The following is a 24,294-nucleotide window of genomic DNA, read 5'->3' on the forward strand; positions in this document are numbered from 1 at the left end:
ATGGCGGACGCTACATTGGCAACGGCACATCAGGCACGCGCGCCCGGCTGGAAACGGCTGGGGACGATGCGCGAGGCGGGCCTGATCGCGATCATCCTGACGCTCTGCATCGTCATGAGCTTCGCCTCGACGCATTTTCTGACGCTCGGTAATTTCCGGGCGATGCTGATGTCGTTTTCGGTCGAAGGAATCGTCGTCGTCGGCATGACCATCCTGTTGATCGTCGGCGGCATCGACCTGTCGGTCGGCTCGGTCGTCTGCTTCTCAATGGTGCTGTCGGGTTCACTGTTCCTGATGGGGCTCGATCCGTGGAGCGCATCCCTGATCGGCGTTATCGCCAGCGGCCTGATCGGCTGTGTCATGGGCTTCTTCGTCACGGTCGTCGGGCTCAACCATTTCATCACATCGCTTGCGGCCATGGTCATCGTGCGCGGTATCTGCCTGATCATCACCAAGGGCACGCCGCTGTCGCTGTTCACCTTGCCACCCTCGTTCAAGGCGGTCGGGCAGGGCACATTCTATGGCGTCCCCTATGTGATCCTGATTTTTGTTGCGGTCGTCGTGCTGTTCGATTTCCTGCTGCGCCGGGCAACCGCCTTCCGCAAGGTGTTCTACACCGGCAGCAACGAGAAGGCGGCACTCTATTCCGGTATCAAGACCAACCAGGTGAAGTTCTGGGTGACGGTGCTCTGCGCCACGCTATCAGGTGTTGCCGGGGTGATCTACATGTCCCGCTTCGGTGCCGCGACCCCGACCTTTGGCGTCGGCATGGAACTCAACATCATCGCAGCCGCGGTGATCGGCGGTGCGTCGCTGAATGGCGGTTCCGGCACGATCCTCGGGGCAATCCTCGGTATCGCCCTGCTGTCGGTCGTAACAAGCTCGTTGATCTTGCTCGACGTGTCCGTCTATTGGCAAGACATGATCAAAGGCTGCATTCTGCTTGCCGCCGTCTCCATCGACCATTTCCTGCACAAGCGGAAGGCTGCCTGATATGCCGATAGCCAAACTCAAACCCGCAAATGCGCCGCGCGAGGAAATCGTCATCGCCCGGCAGATGCACCAGGCTCTGGTCCTGCATTTCCTCGAGGGACTGACACAGGCGCAGATTGCCGATCAGCTCGGCATCTCGCACGCCACCGTCAACCGCCTGATCAAGCGCGGCCGCCAGCTCGGCCTGGTCGAGATCAAGATCAAGTCGCCGGTCGAGCCGCTGGTCGACATGGAAGAACGGCTCCAAGCGCTTGGCGGCATCGGCCGCGCCGTGGTGGTGCCGACAGTGTCCGACAATCCGCAGACGGCGCTTCAAGCCGTCGGCGAAGCGGCAGCAAGGTTGCTTTTGGAAGAAATCACCGACGGCGATACGATTTGCATCACCGGCGGCAAAGGGGTGAGCGCCGTAGTTGCCGGTCTGCAGCCGCCGCGTCGGTTCAATGTCGAGGTCATTCCAGTAACCGGCTGCGTCCAGGGTAAGCACTATACCGACGTCAACCATGTCTCGACCTTGATGGCCGACCGGCTTGGGGGGCGTTCCTACCAGATCCATGCGCCGCTCTTTGCCGACGATGCCGAGCAGCGGGCGATGCTGATCAACATGCGTTCCGTCGCAGACGTTTTCAAACGGGCGCGTGAGGCGAAGGTGGCGGTGGTCGGCATCGGCTCGATCCTCTCCGACGATTCGAGCTACTACGACCTGCATCCGTCCTCGAGCACCGACCGCGCCGCGATCGAGCGGTCCGGTGCCTCCTGCGAGTTGCTGGCGCATCTGCTCGATGATCATGGTCAGATCTGCGACTACAGCCTCAACCGTTCGCTGGTGTCGCTGACGCTGCCGGAATTCGCCTCGATTCCCACCAAGATCGGTGTGGCGAGCGGACCGAACAAGGCAGGCCCGATCCTTAGCGTTCTGCGCGGCAATCATCTGAATACGCTGGTGACCGATGAGGCGACGGGTGCTCGGGTGCTGGCATTGGCGAATGGGGAGAGAAAATGGGCATGAGCGGACGGCAATTGACACGTGAGATCGGCAAATCGGGCGTTTCCGCCTCGGCGGTGGGATTGGGCACCTGGGCGATCGGCGGCTGGATGTGGGGCGGGACCGACGAGGTCGAATCCATCGCCGCGATCCAGGCATCGCTCGATGCCGGCGTGACGCTGATCGACACGGCGCCGGCCTATGGGCTTGGACGTTCCGAGGAGATCGTCGGCAAGGCACTGAGCGGGCGCCGCGACAAGGCTGTCATCGCCACCAAATGCGGCCTTGTCTGGCATACGCAGAAGGGCCGTCATTTTTTCGACCAGGACGGCAAGCCGGTGCACCGTTATCTCGGCCGCGACGCGATCCTGCATGAGGTCGAGGAAAGCCTGAGGCGGCTTGGAACCGACTATATCGACCTCTACATCACCCATTGGCAAGATCCGACGACCCCTATCGAGGAAACGATGCGGGCGCTGGAAGACCTGCGCACATCGGGCAAGATCCGGGCGATCGGCGCAAGCAATGTCAGTCCCGACGACCTCAATGCCTATATCGCTGTCGGTGGCCTCGACGCGATTCAGGAGCGGTTCAGCATGATCGACCGGGAGATCGAGGCAGAGCTTCTGCCGCTGACCAAGGCCAACAGCATTGCGACGCTGAGCTACTCGTCGCTGGCGCTGGGGTTGCTGTCCGGCACCATCGGTCCTGACCGTGTGTTCTCAGGTGACGACCAGCGCAAGGGCAATCCGCGCTTTTCGGTCGACAACCGCCAGAAGGCAACAGCGCTGGCCGACGCCATCCGGCCGGTCGCCGAAAAACACGACGCCAGCATCGCCCAGATCGTGATTGCCTGGACGTTGGCGCAGCCGGGCGTCACCTTTGCACTTTGCGGGGCGCGCAATCCGGCACAAGCGCTCGACAATGCGCGGGCGGGGACGATCCGGCTAGATGCGGCCGAGCTTGCTGCCATCGATACGGCCATAGCGGCGAAACTGACTGACATGGACAGGTAGCGGATCGCCATCATGAATCGGCAAGAGATATTGGACGGGCTCCGCCAGAGCCCAAAGGTGGACGTCTGTGTCATCGGCGGCGGCATCAACGGCATCAGCGTCTTTCGGGAGTTGGCGCTGCAGGGGCTGAATGTGCTGCTCGTCGAGAAACACGACTATTGCTCCGGGGCCAGTTCGGCGCTGTCGCGCATGGTGCATGGCGGGCTCCGCTATCTTGAAAACGGCGAATTCAAGCTGGTGCAGGAATCGCTGGTCGAGCGGGACCGTCTGCTGCGCAATGCGCCGCATTACGTCGCGCCGCTGCCGACGACGGTGCCGGTGTTCGATATCTTTTCCGGCCTCGGCAATGGCATCGTCCGCTTTCTGGGCCTCAGCCGCCGCCCGAGCCGGCGTGGCGCCGTCGCCATCAAGGCGGGCCTGAGCATCTATGATTTCCTGACCCGCAAACGGGCGCTGATGCCGCGCCACCAGTTTCGTGGCCGGCGCAGAACGCTTGCCAAGTGGCCGGCGCTCAATCCCGACATCAAGAGTTCCGCCACCTATTTCGACGCCTGGGTCAGCCACCCGGAGCGGCTGGGAATCGAGCTTCTGCAGGATGGTCTTTCAGCAAAGTTTGGGGCAATGGCGCTGAACTATGCGGAACTGCGGCGGACAGAGGATGGTCAGTACCGTGTCGAAGACCAGATCGGCGGCGCGTCCGTTGCCGTCGAACCGGCGCTGATCATCAACGCCACCGGCGGCTGGATCGACATCGCCAATCAGACCCTGTTTTCGCCAGAAGCGCGGCCGGCACCACTGATGGGCGGCACCAAGGGCTCGCATCTGATCGTCGACAATGCGGAGCTGCGCGACGCGCTCGCGGATCACATGATCTACTATGAGAACGAGGACGGGCGGATCTGTATCCTGTTTCCCTATCTCGGCAAGGTTCTCGTCGGTTCGACCGACATCCGCGTCGACGATCCGGAATCGGTGCGCTGCGAGGCCGACGAGCGGGATTATATGCTGCAATCGCTCGCCTTCGTATTGCCTGATATCGCCATCCGGCCCGAACAGATCGTTTTCCAGTTTTCCGGCGTGCGGCCGCTGCCGGTCAGCACCGACAGTTTTACCGGCCGCATTCCGCGCGATCATTTCTGCACGGTCGTAGAGCCGAAGGATGGTGGCCCACCGGTTCTGTGCATGATCGGCGGCAAATGGACGACATTCCGGTCCTTCGGGGAACTGGCGGCCGACATGGCTTTGGAAAGATTAGCCGGGCGTCGGCGTGTTGCGACAGCCGATCGGCCGATCGGCGGCGGGCGGGCATATCCCGACAACGCGTCCGTCTGGCTTGCGCAGATCGCGGCCAGCAAGGGCCTTGCCATTCGGCGGATGGTTGAGCTGTTTGCCCGGTACGGCACGGATGCCGAGGCGGTTGCCGGCTTCATCGTGGCAAGCCCCGATACAGTGTTGCCGCACGCCGGCTACTCGGTGCGCGAATTGCAGTTCCTGATCCGCTGTGAAGCGGTGGAACATCTGGACGACCTGCTTTTGCGGCGCACGACGCTGGCCGTTTCAGGCGAGCTTTCGCTCGAGATGATGGATGCCGTACTCGACCTGTTGGCGCAGGAAAAGTACTGGACGCTCGCGCATCGCGCCCGTGAGCGCGACCGTTTTCTCACCCTTCTCAGCGAACGCCACGGCGTCGACGAAGACATGCTTTCGGCAAGGAACGAACCAAGGAGCGTAGAATGCGACACAACAGCAAAGTCCGGATGAACCGGCTGTTCGGCGGCGGCCGTTGCCTCGACGTGGCGATCGATCACGGGGTCTGCAACGAACCGTCCTTCCTCAACGGGTTGGAGGATATTCAGGCCGTCGTCAAGGCCCTGGTTTCAGCCGGGCCGGATGCGATCCAGATGAATTACGGCCAGGCGGACCTGCTGCAGGACGTGGCCGGCAAGGACAAGCCGGCGTTGGTCATGCGCATCGACATGGGCAATCCCTATAATCGGATCCGCCACCGCGACATGTGGGCGGTGCTGCAGAACGAGAGCGAGCCGTTGATCGGCGCGATCGAAATGGATGCCGCCTGCGTCGTCGTCAACCTGTTCATGCTGCCGGACGAGCCGGACCTGTTCCGCCAATGCGTGCAGAACATTTCGCGGGTGCGGGCCGATTGCGACAAGTATGGCATGCCGCTGATGATCGAGCCGCTGGTGATGCAGCCGGTCACCGAAAAGGGCGGCTACATGGTCGATGGCGATGCCGACAAGATCGTTACGTTGACGCGTCTCGCCCGCGAGATGGGGGCGGATATCGTCAAGGCGGATCCGACCACCAATGCCGAGGATTTCCACAGAGTGGTGGAAGCAGCTCGTTGCCCGGTTCTGGTGCGCGGCGGCGGCAAGGAAGACCTTCGTGCCGTCTTCGACAAATCCGCCGCCTTGATGCGACAGGGCGCAATGGGCATGGTCTATGGTCGCAACATCTATCAGCACGCCAATCCGAGTGCCGTGGTGCGCGGTCTGATGGCGATCGTGCACGAGGATGCGAGCGGCGAGCAGGCCTTTGCGCTCTACCAGCAGGGCTGAGCAGCGATTTCGAATCTTGGGAGGGATTCTGCATGGGAGAGTATCTTTTGGGGCTCGATGCCGGAAACACCGTCATCAAGGCGGTGATTTTCGACCGGGCGGGCAACGAGATCGCGGCTGCGTCGGAAGAGGGACACAGCCGCATGCCGAGCCCGGGGCATGTCGAGCGTGGGCTGGACGAATTATGGGCGAATGCACGACAGGTCATCCGCACCTGCATCGAAAAGGCAAGGATCCCGCCGGAGGAAATCGCCGCGATCGGTTGCGCCGGGCATGGCAACGGTCTCTATGCGCTTGATCGCGACGGCGCTCCGCTCATCGGCATCCAGTCGCTCGACACGCGGGCGGCCGGGCTGGTCGATGAATGGCGAGAAGCCGGCGTTGGTGACCGGACCTATCCGATTGCCCGCCAGCGCCCGTGGCCATCCCAGACGCCGACATTGCTTGCCTGGCTGAAGCGTCACCGGCCGGAACTGTTCAACCGCATCGGTACCGTGTTCTTCTCCAAGGATTTCGTCGTCAACCGCCTGACCGGCCGCCGCGTCAGCGAAGTATCCGACATGTCGGGTGCCGGTCTGCTCGATCTGGCCGCGCGCCGCTACGACCAGGCACTGATGGAAGCCTATGGACTGGTCGATTGCATGGACCTGTTGCCGCCGCTCATCGAAAGCGCCGACATTGCCGGTGCGGTAACGGAAGAGGTGGCGAGGCAAACCGGGCTCGCCGCCGGTACGCCCGTGGTTGGCGGGCTGTTCGACGTCGTCGCCTCGGCGCTCGGCTCGGGCGTTTCGCGCACCGGCAGCGCCTCGATCATTGCCGGCACCTGGAGCATCAACCAGGTTGTTATCGACAGTCCCGACCTCGACGGGCCGGTCTTCATGTCCTCGACCTTCGATCGCACCCGCTACATGGCAATGGAGAACAGCGCCACCTCGGCTGCCAATCTCGAATGGCTGGTGCGGGAGTTCTTCGAAGGCGAGCATGCGGAAGGCGTGTCGCCCTTCGATGCCTGCTGCGCACTGGCCGGGGCGATCGAGCCCGCGGCAGACGACCCGCTCTACCATCCATATCTCTATGGCGCCCAGCAGGACGGGCATGCACGCGCCGGCTTCTACGGCATTGCCGGCTGGCACACCAAGGGGCATCTCGTTCGCGCGCTTCTCGAAGGTGTCGCCTTCGGTCATCGCCAGCACATCGAGACGATCCGAAAGGCCGGCGCGGTGTTCAACGAGGCGGTGCTCTCCGGTGGCGGCTCGCGCAGCCTGATCTGGCCGCAGATCTTTGCCGATGTGCTCGGCGTACCCGTCACCGTCGCCCGCTCGCGCGAAACCGGTGCACTTGGGGCGGCGATCGCGGCCGGAACCGGCGTCGGGGTCTTCGCGGACTTCGGCGCTGGTGCTGCGGCCATGGTCCGGACCGAGCGGCACTATCGCCCGGATGTCTCGGTTGAGGCGCACTACGCGCGGCGCTACGCTCTCTATCGGGATATCGCCGAAGCGATGGCACCGCTCTGGCGGCGTCTGACGGCGGTCCCGCTGGCGGCAGCGGGGGCGGCGGCGTGAATATGCGTGTGGATGATGCAGCCATTGATGCGGCCATTGATGCGGGAAGCTACGACTTCATCATCGTTGGCGCGGGATCGGCGGGATGCGTTCTGGCCAACCGGCTGTCGGCTGATCCGAAAACCCGCGTCCTGCTCCTCGAAGCGGGTGGCAGCGACCGGTATCATTGGGTGCATGTGCCGATCGGATATCTCTACTGCATGGGCAATCCGCGCACCGATTGGATGATGAGGACGGCGGCGGAAGTCGGACTGAACGGTCGGTCACTGCCCTACCCGCGTGGAAAAGTGCTGGGCGGCTGTTCGTCGATCAACGGCATGATCTACATGCGCGGCCAGGCGGCCGATTACGACGGCTGGCGGCAGGCGGGCAATTCCGGCTGGGGCTGGGACGACGTGCTGCCCTATTTCCTGAAATCCGAGGACAACTATCGTGGCCAATCGCGGATGCACGGGGCAGGCGGCGAATGGCGGGTGGAAAAGCAGCGGCTATCCTGGCCGATCCTCGATGCCTTTCGCGATGCCGCCGAAGAACTCGGCATCCCGAAGACCGACGATTTCAACGATGGCGACAATGAAGGCTCGGGCTATTTCGAGGTCAACCAGCGCGGCGGCCTGCGCTGGAACACGACCAAGGCCTTTCTGCGCCCGGCGATGAAGCGGCCCAATCTGCGTGTGCTGACCGGAGCCGAAACCGAGCGGCTGGAATTCGACGGCAGAATGGTGACCGGCGTGCGGTTCCGGCGGAACGGGCAGAACCATCTGGCTCGCGCCGGTCGCGAGGTCATTCTGTCTGCCGGTGCGATCAATTCGCCGAAAATCCTGGAGCTTTCCGGGGTCGGTCGACCGGATGTGCTGTCGGCTGCCGGACTGGACGTCGTCCATGAACTTCCGGGTGTCGGCGAAAACCTGCAGGACCATCTGCAAATCCGTACGGTCTTCCGCATCGAGGGCGCAAAGACGCTGAACCAGCTCTATCACAACCTGTTCACCCGGGCGGGCATGGGGCTTGAATATATGTTGCGCCGGTCCGGGCCGCTGTCGATGGCGCCGAGCCAGCTCGGTATCTTTGCCAAGAGCGATCCGGCCGTTGCGACCGCCGATCTCGAATATCACGTGCAGCCCTTGAGCACCGACCGGCTCGGCGAGCCGCTGCACAAATATCCCGCCGTCACCGTCTCCGTCTGCAATCTGCGGCCGGAGAGCCGGGGGACCGTGCATGTTGTCGGCCCGGACTTTTCCGTGGCGCCGGAAATCCGCCCGAATTATCTTTCTACCGTCGGCGACCGGATGGTTGCGGCGAAATCGATCCGGCACGCCCGCCGGCTCATGGAGGCCGGTGCGATCGCCAAGTACCGGCCGCAGGAGATGCTGCCGGGCACGGAATACCGGACTGACGAGGAACTGATCCGTCGCGTCGGCGATATCGCCACAACGATCTTCCATCCGGTCGGCACCTGCAAGATGGGCAGCGACACGACGGCGGTTGTCGATCCGCAATTGCGGGTGCATGGGCTGGAGAAACTGCGGGTGGTCGATGCCTCGATCATGCCGACGATCGTATCGGGCAACACCAACTCGCCGGTGATCATGATTGCCGAGAAGGCCGCGAAGAGCATTTTGTCAGGGGCGTGATGTGATCAGCTCATCGCATCGTTTAAAGCGAATGCGTGGAACATCTTTTGTCAGAGAGAAAATGCTCTGATTGCAGCCACTGCGCTGGCATGAGCGTCCTCACGCGTCATATTCGGGATTTCCAAGGCGCGGACATCAGACGACACGCCAAGGCTCAATCGTCGGCGTTTCGGCTTAAAGCATGTGGCGCAAACGGTGCAGCGGTTTTGCGCCAACAACATGCGTAACACAAAGACCTAAAGCGCGAAGATCACGACGCGCTTTAGAGTACGAAGGCATTCGCGCCCGCGACTCGTGACGATGAGCCCAACCCGCTCAACGCAGGCTGGGCCATCTTCGATTTCGATCAGAGCGTCGAGACGTTCTCAGCCTTCGATTTTCCGGTCTTGCGATCCTGTCCAATTTCGAAACTGACCTTGTCGCCTTCGCGGAGCGACCCGCCGCTCTGCAGCGCAGACACGTGAACAAAAACGTCCTGGCCGCCACCCTCAGGGGTGATGAAGCCGAAGCCCTTGTCGTCATTGAAGAATTTAACGGTACCTGTCGGCATGAGATAACTATTTCCTTGTATCGTTCGACGATTTGCGAAGGCGAAACTATAGCTTCGGGGCTTCTCTATCAACCCTTTAGCACGCCAACAGCTGTTTGAACGTAAAAAGATATCAGCTCCGGCGAAGCTCAATGCGGCTCGTCACAACCGATCGACCTGTCGCAGGGTCGGTATCGACGGTTGTGAGACGCATGCCCGATGCCCCGGTTTTTTCGATCGTCATCTGCGCACGTCGATCGCCATTGACCTCTTTCGCCCATTTGATCGCGAGGTTTATGGCATTGCCGGCGCGTTTTCCGCCAAGACCCGCGGTGCCGGTGCCTGCGCCGACGTAGGAGCCGGTATAGGTGTCACCGCTGGCCTTGAGGTTAGCGCTGATGACACGGGAAAAAACGACGAGACTGGTGCAGCGCCCATTGAGCGCAAGGGAACTTGCATTCGCGTCCGACTTGAAACGGCAAGTAACTTTCATGGTGGGTGCATTTGTCCGCACTTTCACCGTACCCTTACCGCTCCAATTTCCCGCCAGTGTTTTGAGGAAGGCAGACTCGTCGGCTTTGGCAGCGCCGGCCATGAGCATTGACGCCGTCGCAGCGGCGATGGCGCAGGCAAGGACCTTGATCATCTGCGTAACTTTCGGGCCGCTTAACATCCACATCACGACGCTCGGCTCTTCGAGGAGAAGGGTGTCATATAACCACTCGGCGGTGAATTGGTTCCGTATGGGACGTATTCGCCCGCCGCGGAGCACGCGTTTTCAACAGGATCAAACTACCAATGCTGCCCATGCGCGCTGAAAGGGATTGCCGCATCCTCGATCTGCTCAGCATTCACCGGACGGTTCTGAACCAGTGCGTTAACTGCGTCGCCCTCGGGTTTGCCGAAAAGAAAAGATGCTGCCTGCGGCCGAAGAGATCATTCGTCCAGTCCCGCTTGGGATCTTGCGGCTTCACGTGAGGTGGAAATAGAGCATTCAATGCTGGCTCAGCCAGCGGGCTGACCCGGACCTGCCTGGCGCAGCCGCGGTCTTTACCATTTTAGGGACAAGCTCGGCGAAAAACTTGCGGATGCAGCCAACACGCCATTGCGAAACCAATAGCCTTCGGCGAATGTCACCTCACGTGGCGTGAGGCGAGTTTATGTCATTTCGGATCGAGCGTCTGGTTGAAAAACACATTAGCGGCGCGGCCGCCGTATTGGTAAATGCCTATGCCCTGCCGCCGTGGAATGAGAGCTGGTCGCTTGAGGCGGCTGCAGAAAATGTGACCTATGTGCTTGAAACTCCCAGGTCAATTGCACTTGCGGCAGTTGACGGAGACAAGGTGCTCGGCATTGCGCTCGGGATACGACAGCGGCGCCATACCGGCCCCGTCATTTATGTGGACGAGCTTTCAGTGCAGCCCGACGCACAGGGTAAGGGAATAGGGACTGCTCTACTTTCTGCAATGTTCGAAACAGCCACAGTTGAAGGATGTAGCAGCGTCTGGCTGATCTCACAACGAGGAGGGGCGCTGTCGGAGTTCTATCAGCGTTGCGAATTTGCCGTGATAAGCGACCTTGGCCTGTACTCCAGATCAAGCGGATAACGCCAGATTGGGAATCTCCGATCCGCCAGCGAAAATCCTGAGCATGCCCGGGTGAACGTGCGAATGGCCGAGTGTCTTTCAAAGGTTACGCAACATCATCGGCGATCGATACTGCCTTTGGTTTAGGCAGCCGGATCGGCTCGATGTGGATGGCGGGCCTGCGACGACGCCAAGCAGCAGCCGCGTATCGATCGAGAATTACGCCCTTCCGTACATCCGGCTCGCGCGCAGCAGTCGTTGCGAGTAGGGGTGTTCGACCGCACCGCTTCGGAGCGCGCCGACATCGACCTGCTCGACGATCTCGCCCGCTTCCATGATGGCGACGCGGCTGCACATGTGCGAGACGACGGCGAGGTCGTGGCTGACGAGCAGATAGGTCAGCCCGCGGTTGGTGCGCAAATCCTGGAGGAGATTGAGGATTTCGGCCTGAACCGACACGTCGAGCGCCGATGTCGGTTCGTCGAGAAGCAGAACGTCCGGATTGAGCATCAGTGCGCGGGCGATCGCCACGCGCTGGCGCTGGCCGCCGGAGAGCTGGTGCGGAAATCTGTAGCTCAGCGCCGGATCGAGGCCGACCGATCTCAGGACGGCGTTGACGTCGACGGAATTCGTATCCAGGCCCTGGTTGCGCAGCGGTTCTTTCAGCTGCGAGCGGATGGTCTTGCGTGGATGGAGGGATCCATAGGGGTCCTGGAACACCATCTGCACTTGGCGGAAGAACGGCCGGCTGCGCCGTCGGTCCAGAGTCTCGCCTTGGAGCTCGATCCGGCCGTCATAATTGGCGTTGAGGCCGGAAAGCGCCCTCAGGACAGTGGACTTCCCGCAGCCGGACTCGCCGACCAGGCCGAAGGCCGTCCCCTTCTCGATGGAAAGGCTTAGATCTCTGACGACAGGCCGCTGGCTATGTCCGAAACGGATGGTGAGATTGTCGATTTTGATCACCGCGGCGGCTCCAATGCGGGTTCTTCGAGCCAGGCGGGATCCCGCTTCAGGATCGGCAGTCGGGCGGGTGGATCCTCGATCGTCGGCAGTGATGCCAGCAATCCTTGCGTATAAGGATGTCGGGCCTTGTCGAGGTCGCGCGCTTCGAGCACTTCCACGACCCGCCCCGCATACATGATGAGGACGCGATCGCAGAAATTCCTGATGAGATTGAGATCGTGGCTGATGAAGATCAGCCCGAGATTACGCCGCAGGACGAGCTCGTCGAGCAGGGCCAGGATCTCGAGCCTCACCGTCACATCGAGTGCTGACGTCGGTTCGTCGGCGATCAGCACTTCGGGTTCGGCAATCAACATCATGGCGATCATCGCCCGCTGACCCATGCCGCCCGAGATTTCGTGCGGATAAAGGCGGGCCACGCGCTCGGGATCACGGATCTGGACGGCTTCGAGCATATCGAGCGCTTGGCTATAGGTCTTGCTCTTGCTCACCCTCGGATGATGGAAGCGGTAGGTCTCGGCAATCTGTTCGCCGATCCGCATGACGGGATTGAGCGAATATTTCGGATCCTGCAGGATCAGGCCGATCCGCCGCCCCCTGATCGTCATCATCGTTTTTTCGTTCGCCTTGAGCAGATCGACGTCGCGAAAGCGCATCCGCTCGGCATTGACAATCGCGGTCGGTGGCAGCAGCTTCATGATGGCGCGGCCAACGGTCGACTTTCCCGATCCGGATTCACCGACGATCCCGAGCTTTTCCTGTCCAAGCGAAAAGCTCACGCCGCGCACGGCCCGCACCTGTCCGCCGCCGAAGGCGATTTCGAGGTTCTGAATATCGATCAGGTCAGTCATTCCGAACCTCGCGGATCGAGAACATCGCGAAGCGCATCGCCGACGAGGTTGAAGGCGAGGCTGACGAGCGCAATGGCAATGCCGGGTGCTGCGATGACCCAGGGGCTGTCGAGCATGAATTCACGTCCGCTGGCGGCCATCGAACCCCATTCCGGCCATGGCGGCTGCGCGCCGAGGCCGAGGAAGCCGAGACCGGCGGCAGTGATGATGATGCCGGCCATGTTGAGGGTGACGCGGACGATCACCGAGGGAATGCACATCGGCAGGATGTGACGAGTGATGATCGCAATTGATGTCGCGCCCTGCAGGCGTACGGCGGCGATGTAATCCGCCTTGCGGAGGCTGAGGGTCTCGGCGCGCGCAAGGCGCGCGATCGGCGGCCAGGCCGTCAGCGAGATCGCGATGATTGCATTGGTGATGCCCGGACCGAGCGCTGCGGCAAAACCCAGCGCCAGCACGAGGCCGGGGAAGGAGAGAAAAATATCGGTGACGCGCATCAGGATTTCATCGACGATGCCGCCGAAATAGCCTGAGACAGTGCCGATCAGCAGACCGAGCGGGGCGACGATGACAGTGACGAGCATGATGATGTAGAGCGTCGTGCGGGCGCCATAGATCACCCGGGAAAAGACGTCGCGGCCGAAATTGTCGGTGCCGAGCCAATGGCTCGCCGATGGCGCGGCAAGCCGCCCGGCCATGTCCTGAACGATCGGATCGTAGCTCGTCAGCAGGGGTGCGGCCAGTGCCACGACGATCAGCAGCAGGATGATGGCTAATCCGGCGAGGCCAAGCGGGTGCAGGCTGAATTTCCGCCAGCCCTGATGAATTTGCTGCGCCGACGACTGGAACCAGCCTCGCGGTTCCGGCGCGAGCAGCCAGTTGCGAAGGCCGCCGGTATTGACGCTGTCTGCGTGCTCAGAGGAGATCGTCATGGCGTCACCGTGTCCTCGGATCAAGAATGCGATAAAGGAAGTCCGACAGGATGTTGATCGTCAGGAAGACGGCGCCGATCGTCAGGACGGAACCCATCACGACGTTCATGTCATTCATCTGCAGCCCCCGGGTCAGGTACTGGCCGAGCCCCGGCCACCCGAAGACGGTCTCGATCAGCACCGCGCCTTCGAGCAGCCCGCCGAAGGTCAGCGCCATGATCGTCAGGAGCTGCACGCGGATGTTCTTGAATGCATGGCGCCAGACCACCTTGCGGGTGCCGAGCCCCTTGGCCCGCGCGGTGATGATGTATTCCTGGCTCAGTTGCTCCAGCATGAAGCTCCGCGACATGCGGCTAATATAGGCGACGGAATAGTAGCCGAGGATTGCCGCCGGCAGGATGATGTGGCCGAGCGCGTTGTAAAACACGTCCCATTGCCGCTCTATCGCCGCGTCGATCAGGAGAAAGCCCGTCATCGGCGTGACGAGGCCTTCATAGAAGACATCGATCCGGCCCGAGGCGCCGACGAGCTTCAGCTTTGCATAAAAGACGAAGAGCGCCATCAGCCCGGTCCAGAAGATCGGGATGGAGTGGCCGGCAAGGGCAACGATCCGCGCGATGTGGTCGATAACGGTTCCGCGCCTGACCGCAGCGGTGATCCCTAAGGGAATGCCGACGATCGCCCCGATGATCATGGCGATGATCGCAAGTTCGATCGTCGCGGGAAAGATCGTCAGGAGATCGGTGAGGATCGGCTGGCCCGTCGTCGCCGACATGCCGAGATCGCCTGTGGCGATCTTGCCGACGTAGGAGAGGAACTGCATCCAGATCGGCTGCGCAAGACCCAGCTCGTTATAGACGCGATCGTAAACCTCCTTGCTGACCTCCGCCCCGGTGATTGATAGCACCGGGTCGGCGGGCAGCAGGCGGCCCATCGAGAAGGTCAGGAAGAGCAGGCCGAGCAGCGTCGTCACGACGGCTACGACTCGTCCCGCCAGGCGCCGCAGCAGGCTCAGTGCCGGGTGCGGGGCCGCCTCGGCGAACCCGCCCGCCGGGGAGTGCCGGCTGCTCCCACCCTTCGATGTCATATCGGCGCTCGCCACGCGTTCTACTCCTTGGTCACGTCATGCCAGCGCGTCGACCAGGTCGTATGCCCATGATAGCCCTTCACGTTGGCGCGCATGACATAGGGGTCCGTTCGCTGGAAGAAGATGACCAACGGCGAAGCCATGCCGGCATAGATGCCATCCATCTTCTTGAAGATGTCGGTGCGCTTTTCCGTGTCGCGCTCCTTCATCGATTGGTCGATGAGCGTGTTGAGCTCGTCCACCTTCATGCCCGTGCGCCAGAGGTAATAGCTGCCGAGGCGTGCCTCGTCGCTATTGTCTGGGTTGAAGGCATATTGCGTGGCGACCGCGAAGGGATCGGGCAGGCGGGCGCCGGAATTGCCGAGCAACACTTCGAATTTGCGCTCGCGGAAGGCGGGCGTGAACTCGCCGGGCACGAGATCGAGATCGAGGCCGGCGGCGCGGGCACTCGCCTGCAGCGCTTCGGCGAAGGGCAGGGTCGGGGCTCCCGACGGATTGAGCACCTTTTTCAGGCCATTGGGATATCCAGCCTCCGCCAGCAGTTGCTTGGCCTTGGCAGGATCGTAGTCGTAGCGCACCTCCGCCTCGCCGGGAGCGCCGATCATGCCGCGCGGGATCATCGACTGCCAAGGAAAGCCGGTATGGCGCATGATGTTGCCGGAGATCGCTTTCCAGTCGAAGGCATGCTGGAAGGCCTCGCGAACCTTTGGCTTCTGCAGATCCGGGTCTTTCTGATTGAGGGCGATATAGTAGAAGCCGAGACCCGGGACATTCTCGATGACCATGTCCTTCTTGGTGGCGAGCGCATCGAGATCGCCGCTTGCGACATACTGGCCGACATCGACGTCGCCGGCTTCGAGCTGAAGCCGGAGATTGCCGGATTCCGGGATATGACGAGCGACGACGCGCGCCATGGCCGGCTTGCCGCCCCAGTATTTCGGCTGCGCATTGAAGATCGCGACATCGTTCGGCCGCCACTGCGCCAGGCTGAACGGGCCGCTGCCGGCGGAATTGGCGGAAAGCCAGGCGCCGCCGAAATCGCCGTTCGCCTCGTGCGACAGCACCGTCTTTTTGTCGACGATGCCGATCGACGAGCCCGCCAGCGAATAGAGCACCAGATCGGTATTGACTGCCTGCGGCAGCTCGATCTCGAGCGTGTGTTCGTCTTTTGCGCGAACGAGCTTTTCGACGTTTTCAGGCGTGAAGCCCCAGAGCGCGATGTCGGTGGAGCCGACCTGGCCCATCTTGATGACGCGCTGGATCGACCAGGCCGCATCCTCGGCGGTCACCTTGTTGCCGCTCTGGAAGACCGCATCGTCGCGTAATGTCAACGTGATGATCTTGCCATCCGCCGAGACGCTCCATTGCGTCGCGAGCATAGGCTTCAGCGTTTTTAGATCGTCTGGCGACAGCTGCACGAGGTTGTCGTAGAGGTTCGAGATCAGTTCGGAAACCGTGCGGGCATTGTTCTGCGCTGGATCGAGCGTCCTTATACCGGTGAGATTGGTGCCGATCACCAGCATGTTGGGCGGCGACGCCGCGAAGCTGGGCTGCGCCGTCGTCAGGGCGCCGGCAATTGCGATCGTTGTCAGTACTTGTCTCAGCATCTCAAGACCTCCCAATCCTGTTGTTCGTGGATAATGTCGAAATCAGCCGGCCGCCTTTACGGCCGGCTGGTCTGAATGAGTTTGAATGTCGCCTTCGGCCTCCCAGCCTTGAAGCAGCCGATGAAGCTCCTCGCGGTCATGCTGGTCGAGCTGCGGCAATCCCGGCACACGCACGGGACCGACATCGAGACCGGAATAGGTGACGGCTTCTTTGACGACGGTCACGTTCGCGCCATTGCGGAATTTGGTTCGCATCCGCTCGAATGGCTCGAGCTTGTTGACGATCGCTCTGGCGGCGGCAAAATCGCCTTTTTCAAGCGCAGCGTGGACCCCAAGCGAGAGCTTCGGCGCGACGTTGACGAGGCCGGAGGTGAAGCCGCGGGCGCCGGCCGCGGTAAATGTCGGCGCCCAGCTTTCCGCCAGGCCGCAGACGAACAGCGCGCCGCCGGGGCTCGCCGCCGGGATCGCTCTCGACAGCAACATCAGATCGGTCGTGGCGAATTTGATGCCGGCAATATTGCCGTGATTTGCGAGGCGGACGATATCGGCGACGGCGAAACCATCCGCCCTGACATAGGCGATGAGCGGCAGGGACGAAGCATCCGCAAGATTGCAGAAATAGTCGATCTGGGCCGCAGGTGCCGCGAAAGGATCGACGGGCTGATGTGACATGACGGCGGATGCGCCGATCGTGGCTGCATCTTTCGCCATGCCGATCGCCTCGCGCAGCGACCGGCCGATCGCCGCCGTTACCGGCGCCTTGCCGTTGACGCCTGAAACCGCCGCCTCATGGACGATCCTGATTTCCTGCGGCGTCAGAGCATAGAATTCCCCGGTATTGCCGGCAGCGACGATGTTGTGAATACCCGCTGCCGCCACCCGCTCATAGACCTTCGCCGTGATCCGGGGTTCGACTTCACCCTTGCCGTCATAGGCGGTGACGGGAACACCCGATACGCCTGTAAGCGCCTTGCGCATGGTTGCGATGCTCATCTTTCTTCCCCGTTATCTTTCCATCTGTTCGCCGTCATTCCGACGGGACGATCCCCGAAGCGGAAGGGCGGCAGGCCCACTGCGTCCACGTCGAAGGCGATCACCGTCCCCGCCTCGAAACGTCCAGTGCGGTCTGTCGACAGGCTCGTGACGAAGAGGGTGCGCAGATCCGGCCCTCCGAAACACGGCATCGTCGGTGCGGGGACCGGCAGAATGTAGATTTCGACGATGTCGCCTTCGGGCGATATTCGGTTGAGGCGACCGGCGGACACGCCGGCGCTCCAGTAGAACCCGTCACGATCGGTTGTCGCTCCGTCCGGCCGACCCTCGTCTTCCGTGAAGCTGCGAAGCCGGCGCCCATCGCCGAGGTCGCCCGTATCAGGATCGAAGTCGAATGCCTGCAGGAAGCATTGCCGGCTGTCGGAGTGATACATCCGCCGGCCGTCCGGCGACCAGGCAAGGCCGTTGGAACTCGTCAGTCCGGTTGCAACGGTCCGCGTGCGGCCATCGGCGCCCACGCAGTAAAGTGCGGCCTCATCGGTCTGCGGCTTGGCTTCGCTGAACGAGCCGATCCAGAAGTGCCCGTCGGGGCCGACCTTTCCGTCATTGAGGCGGCAGTTGACGTGGCGCCCGACTGGATCCGACACAAGCTCGAAATCTCCCGAGACAGGATCGAAGAGATGGACGCCCATCTGAAGCGCCACGACGATCCTGTGATCGCGGCAAAGCCCGAGCGCGCCGATTGCGGCCGGCATGTCGAAGCGGTCGATCTTTCCTGAATGCGAAAGCCGGACGAGTGCCGGCGCCAGAATATCGACGAACCACAGAGTGCCGGTCTCCTCGTCCCATACCGGCGATTCACCGACCGTCAGCGGTTGCTGGATAACGGAACGGACGTCCGGGCGGATGACCCGAGGCGCCGTCATTCAACCGTCTCCGGGCTCTTGGCCAAGCCATCGGCGTCGCGCATACGGATGGTGCCGTCGTGATTGATCTCACAGAACCCGCCACCCTGGAACGCCAGCGCGACCGGCCCCTCGGATCCCTCTTCGATCAGGGCGTGGTCACGCGGCCGGTCCTGCGGCTGGTAGCCCAATCGTGTCGCCAGATCGTTCTCCCACCACATCTCCTCGGTGTCGGAAACGCCGTAGACCACTGTTGCTGCGATCAACGGGTGCGAAAGGCCGATCCTGACCAATTGCGCCAGGTCTCGCGCGCTGATCCAGATCGCAATGGATCGCTCGCTGTTGGGATAGGTGCCCGCATTGCCGATGCGGATGGAAAGAGAGCGAATGCCCGATGTGTCGTAATAAAGCCCCGCCACAAGCTCGCCCCAGCATTTGGAAAGTCCATATGGGCTGTCGGGGCGCATCGGGTCGAGCGGCGACACGAGCTGGCCGCGCGGGTAAAAGCCGGTGGCATGATTGCTCGATGCATAGACGACCCGCTGAACCTTGTTGATCCGCGCCGCTTCGTAGAGATTGTATGTTCCAAGCACGTTCGCGTGCAGAATGGCGTTCATGTCCGTGCCGCTTGCGATACCCGCCAGATGGACGACGCCATCGATATCCTTCAGCGCAGCCGTCGCCTCGTCGAGCTTTGTAAGGTCGGCCTTTACGAAATTCTCGTTTTCGCCAAGCCCGTCAGGTTCCTGGAGATCGATCAAGCTGAGGTGCTCGACATGCGACCGAAGAAGCGGACGCAGCAGCGTCCCTACACGTCCGGCAGCACCCGTCATAGCGACCCGTTTCATCGTCTCTCCTCCCATATCGCTCAAACGCCCTGGAACATGCGGGCGCGCGCATTCAGTATGTGTCTTTTCATCGCATCGTGCGCTTCGGTTTCCCGGTGCGCGAAGATCGCCTCGACGATCACCGCATGCTCATCCTGGACGCTGCGGATCTGTTCCGGCGTCCGCTTCAAGCTCAAGCTTCGCGTAACGGAATGCCCGATGGCGAAATGCGGCTTGAACCACTCGCGCAGGGTGATGTGGAACTGGTTACCAGTCGCCATGGCAATTGCATCGTGCAGAGCCTGGTCCTCCTCGGCGCCAAGCTCCCCGTTGCGCAGGCATTGCTCGATCGAAAGAAGCGCTGCCGTTATCCGCTCCTTGTCGACCGGTTGCCAGTTTCGCGCTGCAAGCTCCGCCGCCTCGGCTTCGAGACCGGCGCGGAATTCGAAGAAGCGCTGGACATCGGCCAAGGAGCCGACCGGCACCATTTTCAGCATCGACGAATCCGGCCTTTGCCTGACATAGGAACCGGAACCCTTGCGCGAAACGACCAGGCCATCGGCTCTCAAGCGTTCGAGCGCTTCGCGCACGACGGGTCTCGATGCGCCGAAATCAGCGGCGAGCTTCGTCTCCGGCGGCAGCCGTTCGTTCACCGGAAAGTTGCCGTCGGCGATCATCCCTACGATCTTCTCGTAGATGATGTCGCTGAAGCGCGTTGCGCCCCTGTTCGAAACGGCATCGACCGCGAATGTCATCATGGTCCTTTTCTCTCAACGCCACGTGCGCCGGGTCGGCGGCCGCACCCTGGCTGTCGCCGACCATAGGTTCAGAGCGGCGTACAGCATTTGACAGACCCAACGTTTTTCGTCCTGTTGACCGTATTTCAGCGGCACAACGTCGCATTTCAATGCAGCATGGCTACAAAATTTGTAATTATCTGTCAACTCTTGTAATCATTTGAGAACGTGTCTATGGTTTCGGTCGTAGCGCCGAGGAGGGCGTCAGCGTCGGGTCGGGAGCCCGCCGCATCAGCCGGTGCAAAGGCTGCGCCGGCACAAAAGGGAGGAATTCGATGGCCAAAGAAATACTGTCGCGTGGCGTCACCCGCCGCGCCGTGCTTGGCGGCATGGCTGGTGTCGCGGCGCTGTCTATCGCCGGTCGCGTCTCTGCCGCAGGCGGCGAAGCGCCGGCCCTTGCGCAGCTCGCCAAGGATGGAAAGCTGCCGCCGCTCGCCGAGCGCCTGCCGAAAAAGCCGATGGTCGTGACGCCGTTCGAGAAGGTCGGCACCTATGGCGGTTCGCTGCGCCGCGGCCTTCGCGGTTCATCCGACCATAACGGCATCCTGCGTATGGTCGGCAACCAGAGCTTTGTGCGCTGGAACCTCGATTTTACCGCCGTGCAGCCGAACCTTGCCCAGCGCTGGGAGGTCAGCGACGACGCAACACAATTCACCTTCCATCTGATCGAAGGCGTGCGCTGGTCCGACGGTCATCCCTTTACGGCCGATGACGTCGTCTTCGCGATTGAAGACTGTGTCAAGAACACCGAGCTCTACAGCTCGACACCGGCGCAGCTTGCTGTCGCCGGCAAGCCGGTCACGGTCGAGAAGATTGACGATTATACAGTGAAGTTCACCTTTGCTGCGGCCAACGCGCTTTACCTGGAAAACCTCGCCACACCGCTTGGCCAGCATCCGACGCTGTTCCCGAAACATTACTGCAGCCAGTTCCTGCCGAAATATAATCCCAATATCGAGGCCGATGCGAAGAAGGCCGGCGTCACCAGTTGGACAGAGCTGTTCCGCAGCCGTTGCGGCGACATCGAGATCCCGTCGCGATGGGGCAATGTCGACAAGCCGACGCTCGATCCATGGGTGGTCAAGGAGCCCTATGCCGGGGGTGCCACGCGCGTCGTCATGACCCGCAATCCTTATTTCTGGCAGGTCGATACCGAGGGCAATCAGCTCCCCTACATCGATGAAATCAACTTCGGCATCTCGCAGGACGTCGAATCGCTGATGCTGAACGTCATCTCTGGAAAGATCGACATCCAGGAACGTCACATCAGCGTTCTCGCCAACAAGCCGACGCTGTCCAAGAACATGGAAAAGGGCGATTATCGGCTGCTGACACTCGTGCCTTCGGCCGCGCAACAGTGCCAGATCTACTTCAACATCACCCACAAAGATCCTGCCATGCGTAAGATGTTTGCCGACAAGGCGTTCCGGCAAGCGCTCTCGATCGGCATCAACCGCCAGGAGCTCATCGACATCGTCTATTTCGGACAGAGCGAGCCCTACCAGGCCGGGCCGCGTCCGACCCATCCCTGGTATAACGAGACATATGCGCGCCAATTCACCGAGTTTGACGCCGACAAGGCAGGCGCAATGCTCGATGAGGCCGGCTATAAGAAAGGCGGCGACGGTTTTCGCCTCCGGCCGGACGGCCAGAAGGTGTTCTTCTCGATCGACGTCATTCCGACGCTTTATCCCGACCTCGTCGATGCCCTGGAACTGGTCAAGGCGCATTGGGCTCAGATCGGTATCGACATGAAGGTCAACACGATCGAGCGGGCGCTCTATTACACCCGCGGCGACGACAACGCCCATGATGCGGCGGTGTGGCCGGGTCCTGGCGGTCTCGATCCGATGCTCGATCCGCGCGATTTCTTCGCCTTCCATCCGCAGGGTTCGCGTTACGCCATCCCGTGGACGCTTTGGTACACCTCCAACGGTGCCCGCGGCGAAGAACCGCCGGAAAGCCAGAAGAAGCGCATGAAGCTCTTCGACGAAGCGCGTTCGACGGCCGATCTCGACAAGCGCGGCGCGATCATGAAGCAGATCTTCGACATCGCGGCCGAGGAGTTCGAGACCGTCGGCCTTTGCCTTGCCGTCGGCGGCTTCGGCATCATCCGCAACAATCTGCGCAATGTCCCCGAGAAGGAGCCGGATAGCTGGTCCTGGCCTAATCCAGGGCCTGCGCTGCCGCAGCAATTCACCTTCACGAGCTGATTCTCGTCTTAAGCGCCGTACCATCAGGTACGGCGCTTTCTTTCAGTTCGCCCTCCGAGATGCCTTGCTGGTCCTGACGGCCGACAAGGCCGGGAAGGCGGCGTTCAATGCAAGAGGCGCCTCATGCTGGTCTTTATCGCCAAACGCTTCCTATGGATGATTCCATCGCTGTTTGCCGTCAGCTTCCTGGCTTTCGTGCTGATCCAGCTGCCGCCGGGCGATTATGTCACGACCTATATTGCGACGCTGGCAGCATCAAACGAGATCGTCGATCAGAACACGGCGGCGCAATTGCGCGAGCGCTTCGGCCTCGGCGACCCGATGCTCGTCCAATATTTCAAATGGATATGGGGCATTCTCACGCGCGGCGATTTCGGCATCTCCTTCGAATGGCAGCAGCCGGTCTCGGACCTGATCTGGGAGCGCATGGCGCTGACGCTGGTTCTGGCCCTGTCGACATTGATCGCTACCTGGGCAATCGCGCTGCCGATCGGAGTCTATTCCGCCGTGCGCAAATATTCGATCGGCGACTATTTCTTCACCGCCTTCACCTTCTTCGGCCTGGCCGTTCCGTCCTTTCTGCTGGCGCTGGTGCTGATGTATGTCGCGGCGGTCGAATTCGGACAGGATGTCGGCGGGCTCTTTTCGCCGGAATATGAGAACGCGTCCTGGAGCTTCGCCAAGATGGTCGACCTCTTCTCGCATCTCTGGCTTCCCGTCATCATCCTTGCCGTCTCTTCGACGGCGAGCCTCATCCGCGTCATGCGCGCCAACATGCTCGATGAACTGCCGAAACCTTACGTGACCACGGCACGGGCAAAAGGGCTCTCTGAATTCCGGCTGCTGATGAAATATCCTCTGATGATCGCGCTCAATCCGTTCATCTCGACGATTGCCTGGTTGCTGCCCAACCTCATTTCCGGCTCGGTCGTCGTTGCCATCGTTCTCAATCTGCCGACGGCGGCACCTTTGCTGCTGCAGGCGCTGATGGCCCAGGACATGTATCTCGCCGGCGCCTTCGTCCTGCTGATCTGCGCGCTGACGCTGATAGGCTCTTTGATCAGCGACATACTGCTTGCGCTGGTCGATCCCCGCATCCGGTTGGAATAGGAGCCTCACATGGCCGACATCACCGTTACGAACATTCCGCCGGATCGCGCCGCCGTTGCATCCCAGTGGCAGCTCATCTGGTGGGCTTTCCGCCGGCACCGGCTGGCCATGGTGGCGCTCGTCGTCACCGTGCTGATGTATATCGTCGCCCTTATTCCCGGCTTCTTCGCCATCAACGATCCGTACCTGCAAAATGCGCGAGCGACCTTTCACCCGCCGCAGAAATTGCATCTGATCGATACCGAGAACGGGTTCTCCTTCGGCCCGCATTATTATCCGATGAAGCTGACCCGCGATCCGGAAACGCTGGCCGCCATCTTCAAGGAAGACACGACGAAACGTGTCGATGTCCAGTTCTTCGGGCGCGGCTATGAATATTCGGTGTTCGGCCTGTTCAGGACCAACATCCATCTGATCGCCTCGCCCGACAAGACGACGCCGCTGCTTCTGTTCGGCGCCGACAGGCTTGGGCGCGACGTCTTCAGCCGAACGGTGCAGGGCTCGCAGATTTCGTTGTCGATCGGCCTCGTCGGTGTCTTCTTCTCGCTGATGCTCGGCATCGTGCTCGGCGGCATCTCGGGGTATTACGGCGGCCGCATCGATTTCTTCCTGCAGCGAGTGATCGATTTTGTGCTGTCGCTGCCGACGATCCCGATCTGGCTGGCGATGGCCGCGGCCCTGCCGCAGGACTGGCCTGCGACGCTGCAATATATGATGATCACGATCATCCTCTCGCTGACCGGCTGGGCGCAGCTCGCCCGCGTCGTTCGCGGCCGCTTCCTGTCCTTACGCACCGAGGAATTCGTCGCCGCCGCGAGGCTCGACGGCGTTCGCGAAAGGCGCATCATTTTTCGCCACATGCTGCCGAGTTTCGCCAGCCATATCATCGCGTCGATCACGCTTGCGGTGCCGGCGATGATCCTTGCCGAAACCTCTCTCTCTTTCCTGGGGCTCGGTCTGCAGCCGCCGACCATCTCCTGGGGCGTGCTTCTGCGCGAGGCCCAGAACATTCGCTCGATCGCCACCGCGCCATGGCTCTTCATGCCGGGCTGCGCCGTCGTGGTCGCCGTGATGGCGCTCAACCTTCTCGGCGACGGCCTGCGCGATGCGGCCGACCCCTACAACAAATGA

22 protein-coding genes are annotated in these 24,294 nt (G+C 61.6%); 11 read left to right on the forward strand and 11 right to left on the reverse strand.

Going from position 1 to position 24,294, the window contains the following annotated elements; genetic code table 11:
* From RWK44_RS02000 to RWK44_RS02030, 7 genes are read left to right on the forward strand one after another with little or no spacing between them, the layout of a single operon-like run.
* The gene (locus tag RWK44_RS02000; RefSeq protein WP_221999679.1) at positions 1–993 is read left to right on the forward strand and encodes an ABC transporter permease; all 993 of its coding nucleotides are present in this window, start codon (positions 1–3) and stop codon (positions 991–993) included.
* 1 nt (position 994) lies between these two features.
* A complete protein-coding gene (locus RWK44_RS02005; protein ID WP_222414821.1) occupies positions 995–1,999 on the forward strand; it encodes a sugar-binding transcriptional regulator in 1,005 nt (334 codons plus the stop codon).
* Entirely contained in the window at positions 1,996–2,991 is a 996-nt protein-coding gene (locus RWK44_RS02010) for an aldo/keto reductase (protein WP_316028298.1), read from the forward strand. Before RWK44_RS02005 ends, RWK44_RS02010 begins: the two co-directional genes overlap by 4 nt.
* Positions 2,992–3,003: 12 nt before the next feature.
* Positions 3,004–4,752 carry a glycerol-3-phosphate dehydrogenase/oxidase gene (locus RWK44_RS02015; protein WP_168280886.1) on the forward strand — a complete coding sequence of 583 codons (1,749 nt, stop codon included), beginning with the start codon at positions 3,004–3,006 and terminating at the stop codon, positions 4,750–4,752.
* Complete coding sequence (locus RWK44_RS02020; protein ID WP_441005337.1) at positions 4,725–5,567, forward strand: class I fructose-bisphosphate aldolase; 843 nt, start codon at positions 4,725–4,727, stop codon at positions 5,565–5,567. The genes RWK44_RS02015 and RWK44_RS02020 overlap by 28 nt, the downstream gene beginning before the upstream one ends.
* Positions 5,568–5,599: 32 nt before the next feature.
* The gene (locus RWK44_RS02025; protein WP_316028299.1) at positions 5,600–7,129 is read left to right on the forward strand and encodes an FGGY-family carbohydrate kinase; all 1,530 of its coding nucleotides are present in this window, start codon (positions 5,600–5,602) and stop codon (positions 7,127–7,129) included.
* A 2-nt stretch (positions 7,130–7,131) separates the two neighbouring features.
* Complete coding sequence (locus RWK44_RS02030) at positions 7,132–8,763, forward strand: GMC family oxidoreductase (protein WP_316028332.1); 1,632 nt, start codon at positions 7,132–7,134, stop codon at positions 8,761–8,763.
* A gap of 346 nt (positions 8,764–9,109) precedes the next feature.
* On the opposite strand, the gene RWK44_RS02035 is transcribed toward RWK44_RS02030, so the two are convergent.
* Both RWK44_RS02035 and RWK44_RS02040 read right to left on the reverse strand, forming a co-directional pair.
* Positions 9,110–9,313 carry a cold-shock protein gene (locus RWK44_RS02035; RefSeq protein WP_017956647.1) on the reverse strand — a complete coding sequence of 68 codons (204 nt, stop codon included), beginning with the start codon at positions 9,311–9,313 and terminating at the stop codon, positions 9,110–9,112.
* A gap of 112 nt (positions 9,314–9,425) precedes the next feature.
* Entirely contained in the window at positions 9,426–9,938 is a 513-nt protein-coding gene (locus RWK44_RS02040; RefSeq protein WP_077976944.1) for a hypothetical protein, read from the reverse strand.
* Between the two features lie 514 nt (positions 9,939–10,452).
* Here RWK44_RS02040 and RWK44_RS02045 point away from each other — a divergent pair.
* On the forward strand, positions 10,453–10,899 hold the full coding sequence (locus RWK44_RS02045) for a GNAT family N-acetyltransferase (protein ID WP_131641250.1): 447 nt from the start codon (positions 10,453–10,455) through the stop codon (positions 10,897–10,899).
* 198 nt (positions 10,900–11,097) lie between these two features.
* Here RWK44_RS02045 and RWK44_RS02050 read toward each other — a convergent pair whose 3' ends face one another.
* From RWK44_RS02050 to RWK44_RS02090, 9 genes are read right to left on the reverse strand one after another with little or no spacing between them, the layout of a single operon-like run.
* The gene (locus tag RWK44_RS02050; RefSeq protein WP_131661108.1) at positions 11,098–11,841 is read right to left on the reverse strand and encodes an ABC transporter ATP-binding protein; all 744 of its coding nucleotides are present in this window, start codon (positions 11,839–11,841) and stop codon (positions 11,098–11,100) included.
* Positions 11,838–12,692 carry an ABC transporter ATP-binding protein gene (locus RWK44_RS02055; RefSeq protein ID WP_168280878.1) on the reverse strand — a complete coding sequence of 285 codons (855 nt, stop codon included), beginning with the start codon at positions 12,690–12,692 and terminating at the stop codon, positions 11,838–11,840. Before RWK44_RS02055 ends, RWK44_RS02050 begins: the two co-directional genes overlap by 4 nt.
* A complete protein-coding gene (locus RWK44_RS02060) occupies positions 12,689–13,624 on the reverse strand; it encodes an ABC transporter permease (RefSeq protein WP_020047134.1) in 936 nt (311 codons plus the stop codon). The genes RWK44_RS02055 and RWK44_RS02060 overlap by 4 nt, the downstream gene beginning before the upstream one ends.
* Before the next feature lie 4 nt (positions 13,625–13,628).
* Positions 13,629–14,726 (reverse strand): ABC transporter permease, encoded by a 1,098-nt coding sequence (locus RWK44_RS02065; RefSeq protein ID WP_168280873.1) that lies wholly within the window; start codon positions 14,724–14,726, stop codon positions 13,629–13,631.
* A 5-nt stretch (positions 14,727–14,731) separates the two neighbouring features.
* A complete protein-coding gene (locus RWK44_RS02070) occupies positions 14,732–16,318 on the reverse strand; it encodes an ABC transporter substrate-binding protein (RefSeq protein ID WP_316028300.1) in 1,587 nt (528 codons plus the stop codon).
* 42 nt (positions 16,319–16,360) lie between these two features.
* The gene (locus RWK44_RS02075) at positions 16,361–17,311 is read right to left on the reverse strand and encodes a dihydrodipicolinate synthase family protein (protein ID WP_222060711.1); all 951 of its coding nucleotides are present in this window, start codon (positions 17,309–17,311) and stop codon (positions 16,361–16,363) included.
* The gene (locus tag RWK44_RS02080; protein WP_316028301.1) at positions 17,308–18,237 is read right to left on the reverse strand and encodes an SMP-30/gluconolactonase/LRE family protein; all 930 of its coding nucleotides are present in this window, start codon (positions 18,235–18,237) and stop codon (positions 17,308–17,310) included. The genes RWK44_RS02075 and RWK44_RS02080 overlap by 4 nt, the downstream gene beginning before the upstream one ends.
* Positions 18,234–19,064 (reverse strand): NAD-dependent epimerase/dehydratase family protein, encoded by an 831-nt coding sequence (locus RWK44_RS02085; RefSeq protein WP_131641243.1) that lies wholly within the window; start codon positions 19,062–19,064, stop codon positions 18,234–18,236. Before RWK44_RS02085 ends, RWK44_RS02080 begins: the two co-directional genes overlap by 4 nt.
* Positions 19,065–19,084: 20 nt before the next feature.
* The gene (locus RWK44_RS02090; protein WP_026160238.1) at positions 19,085–19,798 is read right to left on the reverse strand and encodes a FadR/GntR family transcriptional regulator; all 714 of its coding nucleotides are present in this window, start codon (positions 19,796–19,798) and stop codon (positions 19,085–19,087) included.
* 317 nt (positions 19,799–20,115) lie between these two features.
* Between RWK44_RS02090 and RWK44_RS02095 the strand changes: the two genes are divergently transcribed.
* The 3 genes from RWK44_RS02095 (at position 20,116) to RWK44_RS02105 (ending at position 24,294) form a co-directional block, all read left to right on the forward strand.
* Positions 20,116–22,053: an ABC transporter substrate-binding protein gene (locus RWK44_RS02095; RefSeq protein ID WP_316028302.1), complete on the forward strand. Its 1,938-nt coding sequence runs from the start codon at positions 20,116–20,118 to the stop codon at positions 22,051–22,053.
* A gap of 123 nt (positions 22,054–22,176) precedes the next feature.
* Positions 22,177–23,163, forward strand: a complete 987-nt coding sequence (locus RWK44_RS02100; RefSeq protein ID WP_003562632.1) for an ABC transporter permease — start codon at positions 22,177–22,179, stop codon at positions 23,161–23,163.
* 9 nt (positions 23,164–23,172) lie between these two features.
* Positions 23,173–24,294 (forward strand): ABC transporter permease, encoded by a 1,122-nt coding sequence (locus RWK44_RS02105; protein ID WP_168320429.1) that lies wholly within the window; start codon positions 23,173–23,175, stop codon positions 24,292–24,294.

Origin of the sequence: Rhizobium sp. 25PS6, assembly GCF_032464655.1 — a bacterium.
Classification (GTDB): Bacteria; Pseudomonadota; Alphaproteobacteria; order Rhizobiales; family Rhizobiaceae; genus Rhizobium; species Rhizobium laguerreae.

Bases quoted from the DNA above. Each gene is read 5' to 3' on its own strand.
- RWK44_RS02025 (WP_316028299.1), top strand. From the start codon at position 5,600: ATGGGAGAGTATCTTTTGGGGCTCGATGCCGGAAACACCGTCATCAAG.
- RWK44_RS02035 (WP_017956647.1), bottom strand. From the start codon at position 9,313: ATGCCGACAGGTACCGTTAAATTCTTCAATGACGACAAGGGCTTCGGC.
- RWK44_RS02075 (WP_222060711.1), bottom strand. From the start codon at position 17,311: ATGAGCATCGCAACCATGCGCAAGGCGCTTACAGGCGTATCGGGTGTT.
- RWK44_RS02020 (WP_441005337.1), top strand. From the start codon at position 4,725: ATGCGACACAACAGCAAAGTCCGGATGAACCGGCTGTTCGGCGGCGGC.
- RWK44_RS02070 (WP_316028300.1), bottom strand. From the start codon at position 16,318: ATGCTGAGACAAGTACTGACAACGATCGCAATTGCCGGCGCCCTGACG.
- RWK44_RS02100 (WP_003562632.1), top strand. From the start codon at position 22,177: ATGCTGGTCTTTATCGCCAAACGCTTCCTATGGATGATTCCATCGCTG.
- RWK44_RS02010 (WP_316028298.1), top strand. From the start codon at position 1,996: ATGAGCGGACGGCAATTGACACGTGAGATCGGCAAATCGGGCGTTTCC.
- RWK44_RS02030 (WP_316028332.1), top strand. From the start codon at position 7,132: ATGCGTGTGGATGATGCAGCCATTGATGCGGCCATTGATGCGGGAAGC.
- RWK44_RS02000 (WP_221999679.1), top strand. From the start codon at position 1: ATGGCGGACGCTACATTGGCAACGGCACATCAGGCACGCGCGCCCGGC.
- RWK44_RS02040 (WP_077976944.1), bottom strand. From the start codon at position 9,938: ATGATCAAGGTCCTTGCCTGCGCCATCGCCGCTGCGACGGCGTCAATG.
- RWK44_RS02060 (WP_020047134.1), bottom strand. From the start codon at position 13,624: ATGACGATCTCCTCTGAGCACGCAGACAGCGTCAATACCGGCGGCCTT.
- RWK44_RS02045 (WP_131641250.1), top strand. From the start codon at position 10,453: ATGTCATTTCGGATCGAGCGTCTGGTTGAAAAACACATTAGCGGCGCG.
- RWK44_RS02055 (WP_168280878.1), bottom strand. From the start codon at position 12,692: ATGACTGACCTGATCGATATTCAGAACCTCGAAATCGCCTTCGGCGGC.
- RWK44_RS02090 (WP_026160238.1), bottom strand. From the start codon at position 19,798: ATGACATTCGCGGTCGATGCCGTTTCGAACAGGGGCGCAACGCGCTTC.
- RWK44_RS02105 (WP_168320429.1), top strand. From the start codon at position 23,173: ATGGCCGACATCACCGTTACGAACATTCCGCCGGATCGCGCCGCCGTT.
- RWK44_RS02085 (WP_131641243.1), bottom strand. From the start codon at position 19,064: ATGAAACGGGTCGCTATGACGGGTGCTGCCGGACGTGTAGGGACGCTG.
- RWK44_RS02095 (WP_316028302.1), top strand. From the start codon at position 20,116: ATGGCCAAAGAAATACTGTCGCGTGGCGTCACCCGCCGCGCCGTGCTT.
- RWK44_RS02005 (WP_222414821.1), top strand. From the start codon at position 995: ATGCCGATAGCCAAACTCAAACCCGCAAATGCGCCGCGCGAGGAAATC.
- RWK44_RS02015 (WP_168280886.1), top strand. From the start codon at position 3,004: ATGAATCGGCAAGAGATATTGGACGGGCTCCGCCAGAGCCCAAAGGTG.
- RWK44_RS02080 (WP_316028301.1), bottom strand. From the start codon at position 18,237: ATGACGGCGCCTCGGGTCATCCGCCCGGACGTCCGTTCCGTTATCCAG.